Source organism: Acinetobacter sp. YH12070 (assembly GCF_013419625.1).
Classification (GTDB): Bacteria; Pseudomonadota; Gammaproteobacteria; order Pseudomonadales; family Moraxellaceae; genus Acinetobacter; species Acinetobacter amyesii.
On the sequence record NZ_VOZT01000007.1, the window covers coordinates 50,143 to 66,512 of the forward strand.

Consider the following 16,370-nt stretch of genomic DNA (forward strand, 5'->3'; position numbering starts at 1 on the left):
GAATCATATTCATCATAAATTTTATTTAACTATTTTTTATTCACATGAATATACTTCATCAAGTTTTACTGAATCATCTTTAGCTAATGTGTTTTTTTCACATTACAAATCAGGTAATTTTTTTCCACAATGCGGGCAATATGCATACTGCTCACGCTCCTGCTTTAATGATTCCTCTTTTTGCTCACGTAACAATTGCCAAATAATATCCTGTGTTTGCTCACGGGTTAAACCCACTGTTTTTCGGATTTCTTCGATTTTTTCAGGCTCAAGTACAAAATCAATTTCACGATTTTGAATCAACTCACGAAAACTGAGTTCTAATTGTTGTTTGCGTTGCTCCAATTCATGTGCCAAACCATTGGCTAAAATACCTGCTGGCAATGCTGCCAAGCCAACCCCTAATATCGTAATCATTGCACCTAATATCCGCCCAACAGGGGTTATCGGTGTTACATCGCCATAACCGACCGTCGTTAAAGTAACAACAGCCCACCACATGGACGCAGGAATAGAACTAAAGACCTCTGGCTGTGCTTTACTCTCAACTAAATACACCCCAGCTGCGGCCATAATAATCATAATAAATAAAATAAAAACAACAGCTTGAAATGAACCTTTTTCACGTTCAATGACACGTAACAAAATTTGCAACGACACAAAATATCGAGTTAATTTTAATAAACGCAGTAATCGTAAAATACGTAAAAAACGCAAATCAAAATGGACAAAGAAATTTAGATATGCAGGTAAAATTGCCAATAAATCAATAATTGCGCCACCACTTTTTACCCAATTCAAACGATTACGCCAAGCGGAGTAAAATGGGTCTTTATCTGCAATCGACCAAAGCCTCAATACGTATTCAACACTAAATACAATGATTGAAAAATTTTCAAAAAAATCAAAGTAAACTTGATAAGACAAATAAATATCATTGACCGATTCGAGTAAAACCGCAGCAGCATTACCTAAAATCAGCAATATCAAAGCATAGTTGAGAAAATGACTAAATTTAGTTTCATAATCATCATTATGTAAATTGTTATAGACAAATTTACGCAGTGAATACCATGCACTAAAAGTCATAATTCAAATCGTTAGCAAATTAACTTGCTACAGTGTAAACCATCGCTTAGGAAAAATACGAATCCTTTAGACAGTCTACTGTTAAATCTATTGAACGATATTAACCACACTTTATTCATCAGTATTTTTCGTATGCACCATATATCCATTATTCCACAAATAATAAAGCCAAACGAACTTGGTCATATCCCATGCGTGGACTGGTTAACTCCACAATTGGACGCAACTTAACCGTGCCGTCATCATTATAATGTGCTGGGTCTTGTCGTTTCGCCAAACGTTTATAGATTTTACGCACCTGCTCAACCACATCTTCTCCCGGATGTGCCACCGAGATATCCAAACCTTGCTCTTTTTGCAGACGAGCCAAATGATTAATAATCGTAGCTGGTGTTAAACCACGCTCCACAGCAATATCTTGAATTTCATAACCTTCCTCAAACAACTCACGAGTTTGATCTAAAGTCGCTGTGGCAAAGCTTTGTTTCACACCAGTTTTGGCAATTTTCTTTTCATTGCGCTCGATTTCCACTTCATTCAGTGTTCCGCCACAGTGGCGAATAAAGGCTTTATGTTGTACGGTTAAATCAGCCTCTGCAAAATTGGTTTCCGCTTCGTCAGAGAGTTCCTGAAAGCGTCGATCGGCTTTAATCGCCAAACTGTCGAGTTCTAAGGCTTGTTCATTAAAGCCAAGTAAACGCAGACCATCTAATGTTTTTAAACGAGACAATGCCACATACCCCTGACCCTTTTCAAAAGTATGCGTCAAGTTAATTTCAGCCGCTGCAAGAGTCATCCCTTGAGATTTATGAATGGTGATCGCCCAGGCCAAACGCAGTGGAATTTGTTGGAAACTGGCAATGGTTTTACCATCATCATTATCGACAGACCATGTTTCAGGTTCGACCACCAAGGTCGTGCCGTCCGTAAGTTTTACTTTAGGCAAGATGCCATATTCATCATCTTCTTCAAAACCTATCACTTCACCGAGGCTGCCATTGATATAGCCCACGTCAAAGTTGTTTTTTACAAACATCACTTTGGCATTTTTCTTTAAGGTCAAAGTTTCCGGCGCACGCACTGAAGATTTTAAGGTTTCGATCAGTTTATCATTACCATCACATTGGGCATCAAACTGGCGAGATTCTTGCTCAATTTCATTTAGATGTTTATAGTTAATACTATCTACATCCATATTATGGGTATACAAGCGCGTAAAGGTTTCACCTATATTTTGTGAACTTGTCTGCCTTAAAGCATGCAAATGATCGCCCGTAATTTGCTGAGCACGAATCGCATTTAGAATATCATTGAGATAGTCATTACCCTGACGATGTTGTTCGGTCAAATAACACACGCGAAACTTCGCTTCTACCCATGCCTCAGACATAAAGCAAAACTTGTCACGGTTTAATTCACCTTTGCGTCCCACAGGGGGTAACTGGAAGAAGTCACCTGCAACAATGACTTGAATCCCCCCAAAAGCATCTTCACTGTCTTTAAAAAATTTTAAAACTTTATTCACCAAGTTTAATTGCTTGGCATGCAACATCGAAATTTCATCGATGATTAAAACTTGGGCATTTTCCAAATGCTCTTTTAAATATTTACGTTCTTTTAAGCGCTTTAACTCATCTTCGGAAATCGCATCTTTAATCCCAATCCCTGCCCATGTATGAATTGTCATGCCATTCATATGGGTTGCAGCAATCCCTGTAGAAGCCGTAATTGCCACCGGCACTTTGCGCGCTTTTAGATAATTGATGTACTGATTTAAAGTATAAGTTTTCCCTGCACCAGCCGAACCTGTTAAAAACACATTTTCGCCTGCTTTGAGCAGCTTGAGTGCAGTTTCTTGTTTCATAAGACCTATACCGTAAAAGAACGGCTATAGCCTAACGATTTTTGACTCAAAAGTTAAGCGCACAACACAGTTTCCTAAATCCGTATTTCGCCAATCTTACTTTAAGCTATTGAACCTATTTAAAAATTCTTTGGCGATATTTACTTTTTCTATTTCTGCTTGGGTATTATTTGAATACTCAAGTTGATCAAAAACCAAAATGTGGTTTTGCACATGACAGCCCAAAGTCATCGATACATGCAAAATGGGATGGTACATATGAAAAGCTACATATACTCTTGCAATGATACTGGCGCTATAACTTGATGCCAAACAATGTTTAAAGTGAATAGATTCATCAATAATTCGATCGATGGTTTTTAATTCTTCAAAGACCCAATCTTGAAAATATATTTTGTCTTCTGTTGTAAATGGCTGCCAGACTGTTGTCGCAAATTTACGCTTTAATTGAGTTAACATTTCTTGCTTTTGTTGCTTAGCATGCCAATGCACCGCCTGATGAAAGACCCCATTCCAGGTAATATTTTTAGGGACTGTATGACCTGTAGAATAAGTCGCACTAACATAGTCACGCACATATGCATCAAATACAGATACTCTTAAATTAGCATGCTTTAAATAAAATAAATTTCGAAAATCCTGCAGTTGAATTTTATGCTGTCGTAACATACTTAAAAACTGGCGATTTTCTTGGGTTTCTGGACGGATATAATCCATCAAAGCCTGCGGTAATTGCTGCGTACAACGTACTAAATGTTGCAGATAGGCCTGCATAATACGGCTCAAAGGTAGATAGACTTTTTTTATGGCCTGATCCTCTGCGCCTAACACCTGTCGCATTAAAATCAACCATTCATCTAAATACAAAATCGATGGGCTGATCACTACACGATGGTCATCATGCTGCTGATATTTTCGTTGTAAAACAAACTGCAGATTTTTTTCATGATTAAACCAATCATGTTCATGCGCAATCGCATGGCAATTTTGAATATATATGCGCGCTGCAACAAATTGAAAATGTTGTAAGGTTGTAAGAATCAATGCGGGATGAATATGCTGCGTATCGACAAAACTCAATGCTGTCACAGCCACACGTACATTACTGTGTTGGAAATTACGACTCAGCCAATCCAACACTTCGGCTGACTGTTTGAACATCCATCGCACTGCACGATTGTTATCGAGTAAAGGGAGTTTTCCACATTTTTTTTGCCAAATTGCTGTGGCTTGCACAAAATTGCTATGGCTTAATATGTCCTGTTCTGCCCAAACATCCCGATGCATCATACGAATAAAGCCTAGTAAATTGGGACGCTCATATGCATGGTCGAGCAACAAAATAATATCTTCTATATGTTCATTTAATTCTTGTAAATTGAACCGATCTTCATAACTCAAACTCATGATCCGATAAATCGTCGGATCTAAAAATTGTGCCGTAGCAAAACAAATCTCGTCCAAACTATCCATTAACAGTTGTATCGGCAATATTTCAGCTTCTGTAAGTGAGTTGAGCGCAAACATCTGCTCAATCTTTTGCATCAACCAATGTGGTAGACTGATCTGGCATTCAATATACGCTTGTAATAGTGGTGTCTGATAAATCTGCTGCTCTTGCATCAACTGATCAAAAATTTGCGCTTCAACTGCTGTCATCTGTGCTAAAAACTGCTGAACACGCGCTGGCCCATTTAGATGTTGAAAAATCGACTGTAAGATCAATTGTCTAAATTGCTGTGCTTTTTCTCTGAGCAAGAGTGAATGTTGCGGCTTTAAGTCCCCAGTAAAAAAATACAATTCATGAAATAAGAAATCTTCTATTGCCTCAATACAAGGCGCTGTCCAATGCAATTCAGCAATTTTGATGAGTCTAAACGGATTTCTAGGAAACTGATAGCCAATTGATTCACGACTTTGTAGCTGTAAGGTCCATAGTCCATTACATAGTTGAATGCGGTGCTGCTCTTGTTCAATTTTAAATATATTTTGTGAATTGAGTGCCGTAGCAAACTCCATTTGCTCTTGATACAACTGCTTTAAACTTGGTGATATTCGAATAAGTTGCCGAGCAATATGCTCAAGCTGCGGGGTCAAGCTGTTCTGTTCCATCTTCCGCCCTAACGATCGTTGATTATTTTTCAACCTTCACTATAGTCAAAGTTTAATGCTCCGACTACTGCCATTAATCGGCCAGATAGCTGTACAAAAGGTCAATACGAAGGCGTTAAATAAAATAATCTAAAGGCTATTGTTGTGACAAAATTCACCATGATTTTGAGCTGTGACGGATAAAAAATAGATAAAGTTTCAGAGTAGTCACTATTATTGATCTGTAGAATGTTGTTCTGCACGGATTTTTTTAAGCTGTTCTATCGCAGTGTAAATATCTTGTTGTAGAGCCTCTCGATAGAGCTTTAAATCCTCCACACTCTGAATATGACTCAAACTTTGACGAGGTAAAAATTGAAAATAGAACGGAATGCGCTTAGGAATAATACGTTTGGGTAAAGACGGAATCACATCACCATGACGTAATAATTTATCGAGCTTTTGTATTTTTAATAGTTGTTTAAACCAACGATGTTCAACAATCACACTGGCATCAAAACCCAGTTCAAAGACTTCATCCCCACCTAAAGCAGCAAAAGGCACGATGTCATAATTAAATTCTTGCGCCAGTTTTAAAAAGCCATAACGTTGCTTCCAGATCAGTTGATAGGCTTCTCCTTTTCGCTTCAAAACCTCTCGACCACCACCGGGAAAAACTAAAATGGAATAACCTTGTTGCATCACTGTTCTGACATAGTCCTGAATGCCTTGGACTGCACCGAACTTTTTGACCATGCCACGCCAACCGGGCAAATAAAAATGGCTATGATCAGCGATACTGACCACAGCCACTTTATGTTCATTGTAGAGATAATCAATAATCAACGGTGAATCGAGTACACCGTAAATTGTATGATTCCCTACATACATTGCAGGTTTTGATGCATCAATATATTCAGCGCCAAAAAAGGTCGGCGTGAAATACATGCGGGATAAAGCGCTTAAACGCTTTATCCATTTTGCATCATGTTCAACCTGCAAATGTGCTGACCTTAGGCAGCATCATGTTTTTGAACAAGTACAGAACCTACTGAGTAGCCTGCACCAAATGAGCAAAGCACACCGTATTCGCCATGGTTTACTTCATTTGCTGTACGGTGCAACGCAATAATGACACCTGCTGATGAAGTATTGGCAAATTCATCAAGAATGATTGGCACAAGGTCTGGCTGAGCGTGTTCTTTACCCACAACCAGTTTCAGAATCAATTCATTCATGCTGGCATTCGCTTGGTGTAACCAGAAGCGTTTTACATCTGTTGCCGCAATTTTGTTGTCATCCAATTGCTTAGTGATCATTTTCGCCACTAATGGACACACTTCTTTAAATACTTTACGACCGTCTTGACGGAAACGGTTGTTGTCGATGTCAGCATCGACTTCACTCATATTTAAGTAACCGAAGTTGTTACGAATGTTGTTTGAGAACTGAGTAAACAGGTCAATATCCAACACTTCAAAACCAGCTTTGGTTTCAGTTTCTTCAATGATCGAAGCCGTTGCAACGTCACCAAAGATGAAGTGGCAGTCACGCATACGGAAATCTGTATGACCAGATGTGATCTCAACGTTTACCAATAACACGCGACGAGCGCCTGATTTGATCGCGTCATAGGCTTGCTTGATACCAAAAGTTGCAGCTGAACATGCAACGTTCATGTCATAGGCATAACCCTGAATACCCAAAGCAGTTTGAATTTCAATTGAAACGGCTGGATATGCACGTTGAATGTTAGAGCATGACAAGATCACAACATCGATGTCTTCTGCAGTCACGCCTGCATTTTCCATCGCTTGTTTAGCCGCAGCAACACCCCATTCCGCTTGTAGCGAAATTTCATCATTTGGACGTTCATGTAGCACTGGGCGTAAACGTTTTGGATCTAAAATACCGCTTTTTTCAGCAACATAACGTGCTTTCACGCCAGACGCTTTTTCGATAAATTCTGCACTTGAACCACGGCGCGCTTCTAGCTCACCGGCTTCAATTTTTTCAGCATTGTCGCTGTTGTACTGTTCCACATAAGCATTTAAAGCTTCAACTAACTCTTCGTTAGTAATTACGTCTTCTGGATGATAAAGACCTGTACCCGTAATGCGGATGCCCATGTAAAACTCCTTTTAGAAATTACCTATATCTTAACTGATTCCGAGCTTATCCCATACTTTTTGCAAGCGGGATGGAGAAATTGGCATCTTGGTCTTCATTGGTTGAGAGAAAATAGAGATGCGTAACTCCTCAACCATGAAATACAATTCTTTAAGGCGAGTGTCATTTTTAAACTTAAATAATTTTTCCATCCATGGGTCAACTTGATCAATGGCAGAATTGTCCCTTTGTAGGTTATTTGGCAAGCGGTCTAAACGCAAGACTAATGCCTTCAAATATCTTGGAAATTCGAGCCACACATCGGAAGTTTTGCCATAAACAAAATCTGAAAGTTGCATCAAATCGAGCTGATCTTCAATGTCATCAATATTCTTTCCAAACACAGAATCATCTAAAACCAATAATTTCCGACGTATATCCTGCCATTGAATATAGGTTTCAGTTAAAACAGCTAACGCTTGTTGCCCATGGGTCAAGAAAGATTTCTTTACATTTAAAATCAGGTTTTGGTACTCCTGCATATTGACAGGTAGCTCATTTATTGCAAGCTGAAGTGTGGCATAAACTAACATTTGCTCTAGTTTTGCTTTGTCACCTAGCGGTGAATAAGCCAATGCCAAGGGTTTAGAAATCTGTTTTTTCAACTGACGAACTAAATCCCCCAACTGCATATGAACCAAACGAATGATCCCTTCGCGATGTTGTTTGACTGCTTCAAATTGGTCATTGAAGGTCTGAATCACCACACCCGATTCATCTTTGGCATCCAACTCCGCAAAGCCTTTGACTGGAACAAGCGCTTGGTATTGTTTTACCACCACACCCGTGACTTTTTGTGATGCTTCGAACACAAAATTATCAGGGAAGGTTTTAAACTCACCTTTTAACTGTTTGACTGGGCTATGAGTTTCCGTACGACAGCGTGCTTTGAGTTCATCTAGGTCACGACCTTGCTCAATCACACGGCCTTTTTCATCAATGACTTTGATTAAAGGCAGCAGATATTGCTCAACGCGCTCCCAAGAAAAGTCCTTATCTGTGATTTGCTCACCACGTAGTTGGAACGCCAAGAAACTAAAAATATGCTCGCGCAAATGCACGGCATCGACACGATCCATCAATTTACGCGCTGTATCTGGTATTGGCACCAAGTGACGGCGTTTATCCTTAGGCAATGCTTTAAGCAAGGCTTCAATCAGGTCTTGTCGCCAACCAGGTATACCCCATGACCAAATATTTTCATCCACTTGCGGCAAAGCTTGAACTGGAATTTTGACCGTTGCACCATCTTCATCATGACTTGGGTCAAAACGATAACTTGCAGCCAAACGCAGTTCACCATTTCGTAGGTAGTCTGGAAATTGCTGGGTCGTTGGACGGTCATTCATCCAAAGCGCATCATCATCGATAAATAAATGCCGTGGATTTTTCGGTTCTACCGTTGCACGCCAGTCTTCAAAACTACGACGACTTGCCACCTCTTCAGGCACTTTTGCAGCATAAAATTGGTAGATGGTTTCTTCATCCACCACCAAATCACGACGACGCAGTTTATCTTCAACACGCTCAACTTCTTCGAGTTTTAATAAATTGTGTTTTAAGAACGGCGGCGTAATACCCAAATGTCCCGTCGTCAACGCATCGCGTAGGAAAATTTCATGCGCCGCCGGATGATCCACTTTTTCATAATTAATCTGACGACGTGGCTCAATAATCAAACCAAACAAAGAAATTTGATCATAAGCATTCACCACACCAGCTTTTTTCGACCAATGCGGCTCAAAATAATGATGCTTCAATAAATCGCCTGCAGCCAACAAAATCCATTCAGGTTCAATTTTTGCCAACGTTCGAATATATACCTGAGAGGTTTCAACCATCTCAAAAGCCATGACCCAAGGTGTATTGGTTTTATGCAAGGTTGATGCAGGGAAAATACGTGCCTTTTGCTGACGCACCGCCATGAACACGTTACGTTCATCGGTTTTATTGGCAATAAATGAAAGTAAACCCGTTAATAGCGCACGGTGCAGATTTTCATAATTGGCCTTCTTTTCATTAAAGGACAGTTTTAAGCCCTGAGCCAAATCCACCAATTGCTCATGGGTTTTTTTCCACTCACGGAGGCGTAACCAACTGAGGAAATGATTGCGTGCAAATGTACGACGCTTATTTTCACTCATGTCACGGTTAGCGACTAGAGCTTCCCATAATTTGATATAGAACAAGAAATCCGAGTCAGCTTCACGGAACAAAGCATGTTTCTGATCGGCCTGCATTTGTTTATCCGCAGGACGTTCACGTGGATCTTGTACCGCTAAAGCAGCGACAATAATCAAGACTTCATTTAATACACCAAAATGCGCTCCACCCAAAATCATCCTTGCAAGACGTGGGTCGATCGGCATTTTCGCCATTTGCTGACCAATTTTGGTTAAACCACCACCCTTCGCCGGAGGAAGTCCCCCTTTTGTAAAGGGGGATTTAGGGGGATTACTTTCAATAGAATCTCCCCCAACCCCTCTTTGCGAAAGAGGGGCTTTCCCTTTCTCAACCATCGCCCCAAGCTCAATCAAAAGCTTACGACCATCATTCACCAAACGATGATCTGGCGGCTCAATAAAATCAAAGTCTTCTAATTCACCAAAGCCCAAACTTTGCATTTGCAAAATAACCGAGGCCAAGTTGGTTCGTTTAATCTCAGGCTCGGTAAATTCAGGACGACTCATAAAGTCTTCTTCTGAATACAGTCGAATACACACACCTGGTGCAATACGACCACAACGACCTTTACGCTGATTTGCTGCCGCCTGTGATACAGCCTCAATTGGTAGACGCTGTACACGTGAGCGATAGTTATAACGGGATATCCGTGCAAAGCCACTATCAATTACATAGCGAATATTTGGCACAGTTAAGGCAGTTTCTGCCACGTTGGTGGCAATAATAATCCGTCGCCCACCGCCTGATGGATTAAAGATCTTTTGCTGTTCTGACAAAGCTAATCGAGCATAGAGAGGCAAAACTTCGGTATGTCGTGGCCCAAACTTTTGCAGTGTTTCCTGTAACTCACGAATTTCTTGTTCAGTGCTGGCAAAAATCAAAATGTCGGCATGTTCAGGATGACCTTTTTCCTGCGCATCTTGAAAACATTCTTCTACAGCTGAAACCACGGCACGAGGTAAATTTTCTTCAAAATCGTCAAATTCATCATCATCACTACCGACAATGCTCAGCTCTGAAATCGGACGATAACGCAATTCTACAGGGAAGCTTCGACCTTCGACCTCAAAAATAGGTGCCCCATTAAAGTAATTCGAGAATCGATTTACGTCTAAAGTTGCTGAAGTAATAATGACTTTGAGATCTTTACGACGAGGCAAGAGCTGTTTGAGATAGCCCATGATGAAGTCGATATTCAGCGAACGTTCATGTGCTTCATCGATAATAATCGTGTCATATTTATTTAAGAATCGGTCATTAGCCAGTTCAGCCAATAAAATACCATCGGTCATTAACCGAACGATGGAATCTTGTGAACCTTGTTCATTGAAACGAACTTTAAAGGAGATCGACTCCCCCAGCTTTTCGCCCACTTCTTCTGCAATACGTTGCGAAACACTACGCGCTGCTAGTCGACGGGGTTGAGTATGGCCAATCAAACCCGTTAAACCACGACCTGCAAGCATGGCAATTTGAGGCAACTGTGTGGTTTTACCCGAACCGGTTTCACCTGCCACAATAATCACTTGATGCTTTTGAATCGCATCGATCAGTTTGTCTGCATACTGCGTAACAGGTAAGTCTTGATTTAATTTAATATTTGGGATGCGGGCAATCCGTTCGCGGACTTTCGCATTCGACTTTTCAAACAGTTCTTTATGCTGCTTTTCGTTGGCGTCTTTTCCCTTACGCAATCGATTTAAACGGTGAACATCACGAGCCATCACCATCTGATCTACATTTAAATCTTTCGCCACCAAGAATACGCCTTACAACTACATGAAACCCGATATTCTACTCGGTTTCATCGCATTTCCCAATGCAACAATTGAAAACCCGAAGTGAATTTATCTGGCGCGACTGGCGTGGTGCGGTTTAGATCTCAAATCTGAAAATAGGATGAATTCGCCATATCCCCCTTCATCCGCCTAATTGAACAAAAGAAATGCTTCGCTGATGAGCGAATCGGCATGCCTAAAGATGGATTAAATCAACAATAGAAAAATTTAAATCACTTTTTTTAAATTTTACCCTTGAATTTTAAGGGGTGTGGCTTCATGTCTGTGTAGGGCGTTTAGGGTAGTTCCTGTCATTTAATCCTCACACAACTGCGGTTAAATGAGATGAAATACTGGTCTATTGGGAAATGAGTAAATCACTATTAATTCGGATTTTCCGATATTAGTTATGTAAAAATACTATTTCAGCAATAAGAAAAATTTCTGTACCCTATTGGAAATCAAAAACAAACCTCAATCATGGAGACAATGATGAGCTTAATTAATACTGAAGTTAAACCGTTTAAAGCTACTGCATTCCAAAATGGTCAATTCATCGAAGTAACTGAAGCTGATCTTAAAGGTAAATGGTCTGTTGTATTCTTCTACCCAGCTGACTTCACTTTCGTTTGCCCAACTGAACTTGGTGACCTTGCTGACAACTATGCAGAATTCCAAAAACTAGGTGTTGAAATCTACTCAGTTTCTACTGACACTCATTTCACTCACAAAGCTTGGCACGATTCTTCAGAAGAAATCAAAAAAATCCAATACGTAATGGTTGGTGATGCGAACTGGACTCTTGCTAAAAACTTTGACGTATTAATCGAAGCTGACGGTCTTGCTGATCGTGGTACTTTCGTTATCGATCCAGAAGGTAAAATCCAAATCGTTGAAATCAACGCTGGTGGTATCGGTCGTGATGCTCAAGAACTTCTTCGTAAAGTTAAAGCAGCTCAATACGTACACGCTCACCCAGGCGAAGTTTGCCCAGCTAAATGGAAAGAAGGCGACGCAACTCTTGCTCCTTCAATCGACCTAGTTGGTAAAATCTAATCTGTATTAGATTGAACTGATTCAAAAACCACGCTTTTAGCGTGGTTTTTTTATGCCTATTATTGGCGAGTATGTACCTCTATACACCCTACGCAGTTCACACTTTATTCATACAGCTATAACGCCCTAGCACTTTCCATCTATCTATAGATATTCATCAACTTAGCACTTACACAAATATAATAAAAATGCGCCTCATACCTGATGGTTTAGACTTACATCTTTGTCGGTATTTCAGTATTTTTAACTTGAATTTTAGGTCAATTGCTTATTTCAGGAAGATGTAAGCCCATGAAAAAATATTTCGTCTCGATCAGTTTAATTTTATGTTCGTTTACGACTTTTGCTGCCGTGAACTGCGAAGGTGAAATTAAAAACCAAAGTATTCGTGAAGATATTAAAGTCAAAAAAAATTGTCAGCTTGAAGGTTTAATTGTTCATGGCAATGTTATTTTAGAAAATGGCGCTAGTGTTGAACTGCATGACAATCATATAAAAGGCAATATTGAGTCTAATAAAAATTTTACCAAGATCATTGCCAATCATAACAATATCAGTGGCAATGTCGATTTTACGACAGGGAAAAACATCCAACTCCTCAATAACCAAATTTCAGGCGACCTGAAATTAAAGAAAAATAACGGCAATATTGTGCTAAATAATAATGAAATCGCAGGTAATTTAATTTGTCTTGAAAATGCTTTTTCAATTAATGGCAGCAACAACCAAGTCAAAGGTAATAAATCAGAACAATGCCGTAGTTTTTAACTCCCCCGACACCAACAAGCGAGAATGACGCTTTTGGCATTTCTCTGAACTGGCATTATTTTTATCAAATTAGTTGATAAAGAAATGAAAAAAATGTGAGATAAAACATTATTTTTTAACAATTCTGCAATACTCCACGCCCTAAATTTGTCTTAATTTCAAATGAGATAAACCTTTAACTGCAGTATGACTATAACAACGCAATAAGGGGGTGGCTTATGACAACAACTGTTGTAACTTCTTGGAAATACAGTTCTTCTTCACGTTACTTAAAAATTTTTTATGCGAATGGTTCTGGGGATCTCTTTTATCCAGTTTCACCTTTTATTTATGATAATTTACTTCGATGTAGTGATAAAACGGCATTTGTCCACAAATATTTAGAATATGATCTACATTTTTCACGAGTAAGCTTACAGGGTTAATCCGCTACAAGTTTAGCGCTATAGCAACAGTATTTTATTAATTAAAAAATATTTTCGATCAAATCAGGGCTGAATGCCCTGATTTTTAGTTGCGCCAAGTCACCATAAAGAGCCCTGCGCCCACCTTTAATGTCGTACTGATAAAACGATCATCCGCTTCAACACGTTGGATAAATTCAGCGACCTCATTGGCATGTGACAGCACATTGTCCACGATTAACACGCCACTTTGAGCTTGTATCAATTCAGCTAAATATGGCCAATACGCGATATACGCATCACGTTCTGCATCTAATAAAATAAAGTCATAACGCTGATTTAACTGCTGTAAAAAATGCAGTGCATCGCCATGATGGAATTCGATGTATTCGGCTAAGCTTAAATTTGCCGCATGTTGTTTAGCTTGCTCGATACGCGCTGCATCAATTTCAATGGTTTCGACCCGCCCTTGTGTAGACTGTGCAGCATCTCCTAACCACAGCGTGGAATAACCTGTAGATGTTCCAATTTCCAAGATCTGTTTGGCTTGTTTTAAGCGAATTTGCATAGCCAAAAACAGTGCAGATTCAGGCTCAATATTTCGGTAACGCGCAAGTCGGTGATTTTGCGCAGCATCGTGAGCGCTAAAGTCTGCATAGAGTTGTTGCATATAGTTTTTAAAATTTGCATCCATGCTCATGATTCTGTCCTTTTACTATTTCATTCATATTTATAAATTGAAGGGCTAAATATCTGCTCAGTGGGTTTCTTGGATCAGCTTAAAACGTGGAATTACTTCACCATCAATTTCAACGGTTTCCATAAACATCTCTAAGGGTCTGACCCACATTGAATAGTCGTCATATAAGCACTGATAGACCACAACTTTTTCACGCGTTTCACTATGTGTTGCAACATGAAAGACTTGATACAACTGACCTTTATAATGCTGATAAATCCCTTGCTTGACCTGCATGCCATTTCCCTAAAAAAATTCTCAATACAATAGCGTTGACTCTAGCATTGTCTTGCTTAAAGCGCGATGAATTCGTTTATTTTTCCACTATTTAACTTGTATTTCTCGATAGTGGCCCAATATTGACTGGATTCACATCGGTATATTCTTATGATTTAGAAAGAAATTTAATCATTTGATTTGTAAAACCGATTAATTTTATAAAAACAAACCGTTTCACCTATTTAATGGTTTGTTCTATCATTCTCTCATCAAATAAATTTACTCCTTTGGAGACGTTAGCAATGTTAGATCAAAATACTTCTGCTCAATTAAAAACCTTACTTGAACGCCTTGAAGGCCCGATTGAAATCGTCGCGACTTTAAACGGCACTGACAAATCAGACAAAATTAAAGAATTGGTAACTGAAGTTGCTGCTTTATCTGATTTAGTGACAGCACGTTTTGACGGTAACAACAGCCGTGCGCCAAGCTTTGGTATTGCAAAAGCAGGTGAAAATCCACGTGTATTCTTCGCAGGTCTACCGATGGGCCACGAGTTCACGTCTTTGATTCTAGCTTTGCTACAAACTTCAGGTTATGCACCGAAAGTTTCTGACGAAGTACTGAACACCATCAAAGGTCTAGGTCTTAAAACTGACTTTGATGTGTTTGTATCTTTAAGCTGCCATAACTGTCCTGACGTAGTTCAAGCCTTGAACCTAATTGCGATCTATAACCCAGGTACAACTGCAACCATGATTGATGGTGCATTCTTCCAAGACGAAGTGGAAGAACGCAAAATCATGGCTGTACCGATGGTCTTTCAAGACGGCAACCACATCGGTCAAGGTCGTATGACCTTGGAAGAAATCATTGCCAAATTAGACACTAACTCTTCTGCAAAAGATGCTGAAAAGTTAAATGCCAAAGAAGCCTTTGATGTCCTTGTGATTGGTGGTGGCCCTGCAGGTAATACTTCTGCAATCTATGCAGCACGTAAAGGCATTAAAACCGGTATCGTGGCTGAACGCATGGGCGGTCAGGTGATGGATACGATGGACATTGAAAACTTCACGTCGATTCAAAAGACTCAAGGTCCTAAGTTTGCTGCTGAAATGGAAGCACATGTACGTGAGTACGGTGTGGACATCATGAACTTGCAACGTGTATCTGACATCAAAGGTGCAGATCAAACTGCCAATGGTCTAGTTGAAGTAACTTTAGAGAATGGTGCAAAACTTGAATCTAAAACAGTGATTCTTTCAACAGGTGCACGCTGGAGAGAAATGAACGTGCCGGGTGAACAAGAATACCGTACACGTGGTGTTGCATACTGCCCACACTGTGACGGTCCATTGTTCAAAGGCAAACGTGTTGCAGTCATCGGTGGTGGTAACTCAGGTGTAGAAGCGGCGATTGACCTTGCTGGTATTGTAGAACATGTAACACTTGTTGAGTTTGATACTAAGCTTCGTGCTGACCAAGTCCTTCAAGACAAGTTAAACAGCTTACCGAATACGACTGTAATCATGAATGCATTGTCTACAGAAGTGGTCGGTGATGGTTCACAAGTGACTGCATTGAACTACAAAGACCGTGCAACAGATGAAATCAAAACGATTGAATTGGCAGGTATCTTTGTACAAATCGGTTTGTTACCAAACACGGATTTCTTAAAAGAAACAGCAGTAGAACTTTCAAACCGCGGTGAGATCGTAATTAACGAGCGCAACGAAACCAATGTAAAAGGTGTATTTGCTGCAGGTGACTGTACAACAGTACCGTACAAACAAATCATCATTGCGACAGGTGAAGGCGCGAAAGCATCATTATCTGCTTTTGATTACATCATCCGTTCTGGTCAATAATTCAGTTTAAACAGAACAGCAAAAGCCAGTTTTCGAACTGGCTTTTTTTATGACTGAAAATTCATGTCTTGTTTCATTTATAAATTATTAATAAAACAAATATTTAACTCTATGACGCTTTTCACTTACACAATAATGAGC

At 39.7% G+C, this 16,370-nt stretch carries 12 protein-coding genes; 4 read left to right on the plus strand and 8 right to left on the minus strand.

Annotation, left to right across the window (positions count from 1 at the left end):
* Window positions 1-102: 102 nt before the first annotated feature.
* The 6 genes from FTU17_RS03165 to FTU17_RS03190 form a co-directional block, all read right to left on the minus strand.
* Window positions 103-1,089, minus strand: coding sequence for an ion transporter (locus FTU17_RS03165; RefSeq protein ID WP_180007353.1), 987 nt, complete (start codon window positions 1,087-1,089; stop codon window positions 103-105).
* Window positions 1,090-1,237: 148 nt separating this feature from the next.
* Entirely contained in the window at window positions 1,238-2,953 is a 1,716-nt protein-coding gene (locus tag FTU17_RS03170; protein ID WP_180007354.1) for an AAA family ATPase, read from the minus strand.
* 96 nt (window positions 2,954-3,049) lie between these two features.
* On the minus strand, window positions 3,050-5,065 hold the full coding sequence (locus FTU17_RS03175; protein ID WP_180134665.1) for a hypothetical protein: 2,016 nt from the start codon (window positions 5,063-5,065) through the stop codon (window positions 3,050-3,052).
* A 213-nt stretch (window positions 5,066-5,278) separates the two neighbouring features.
* Window positions 5,279-6,046 (minus strand): 1-acyl-sn-glycerol-3-phosphate acyltransferase, encoded by a 768-nt coding sequence (locus tag FTU17_RS03180; protein WP_180134666.1) that lies wholly within the window; start codon window positions 6,044-6,046, stop codon window positions 5,279-5,281.
* An 11-nt stretch (window positions 6,047-6,057) separates the two neighbouring features.
* Window positions 6,058-7,173, minus strand: coding sequence for a beta-ketoacyl-ACP synthase III (locus FTU17_RS03185; protein WP_180026928.1), 1,116 nt, complete (start codon window positions 7,171-7,173; stop codon window positions 6,058-6,060).
* Window positions 7,174-7,203: 30 nt separating this feature from the next.
* Window positions 7,204-11,154: a DUF3418 domain-containing protein gene (locus tag FTU17_RS03190; protein WP_180134667.1), complete on the minus strand. Its 3,951-nt coding sequence runs from the start codon at window positions 11,152-11,154 to the stop codon at window positions 7,204-7,206.
* 513 nt (window positions 11,155-11,667) lie between these two features.
* Between FTU17_RS03190 and ahpC the strand changes: the two genes are divergently transcribed.
* From ahpC to FTU17_RS03205, 3 genes are all read left to right on the plus strand, one after another.
* Complete coding sequence (gene ahpC, locus FTU17_RS03195) at window positions 11,668-12,231, plus strand: alkyl hydroperoxide reductase subunit C (RefSeq protein WP_005097370.1); 564 nt, start codon at window positions 11,668-11,670, stop codon at window positions 12,229-12,231.
* 291 nt (window positions 12,232-12,522) lie between these two features.
* Window positions 12,523-12,999 carry a hypothetical protein gene (locus FTU17_RS03200; protein WP_180034674.1) on the plus strand — a complete coding sequence of 159 codons (477 nt, stop codon included), beginning with the start codon at window positions 12,523-12,525 and terminating at the stop codon, window positions 12,997-12,999.
* A gap of 218 nt (window positions 13,000-13,217) precedes the next feature.
* On the plus strand, window positions 13,218-13,424 hold the full coding sequence (locus FTU17_RS03205; RefSeq protein ID WP_078189026.1) for a KTSC domain-containing protein: 207 nt from the start codon (window positions 13,218-13,220) through the stop codon (window positions 13,422-13,424).
* 85 nt (window positions 13,425-13,509) lie between these two features.
* Here FTU17_RS03205 and FTU17_RS03210 read toward each other — a convergent pair whose 3' ends face one another.
* Window positions 13,510-14,103, minus strand: a complete 594-nt coding sequence (locus FTU17_RS03210; RefSeq protein WP_180134668.1) for an O-methyltransferase — start codon at window positions 14,101-14,103, stop codon at window positions 13,510-13,512.
* A 57-nt stretch (window positions 14,104-14,160) separates the two neighbouring features.
* On the minus strand, window positions 14,161-14,379 hold the full coding sequence (locus FTU17_RS03215) for a DUF1653 domain-containing protein (RefSeq protein WP_078189028.1): 219 nt from the start codon (window positions 14,377-14,379) through the stop codon (window positions 14,161-14,163).
* A gap of 284 nt (window positions 14,380-14,663) precedes the next feature.
* On the opposite strand from FTU17_RS03215, the gene ahpF reads away from it, so the two are divergent.
* A complete protein-coding gene (ahpF, locus tag FTU17_RS03220; RefSeq protein WP_180134669.1) occupies window positions 14,664-16,229 on the plus strand; it encodes an alkyl hydroperoxide reductase subunit F in 1,566 nt (521 codons plus the stop codon).
* The last annotated feature ends 141 nt before the right edge of the window (window positions 16,230-16,370 follow it).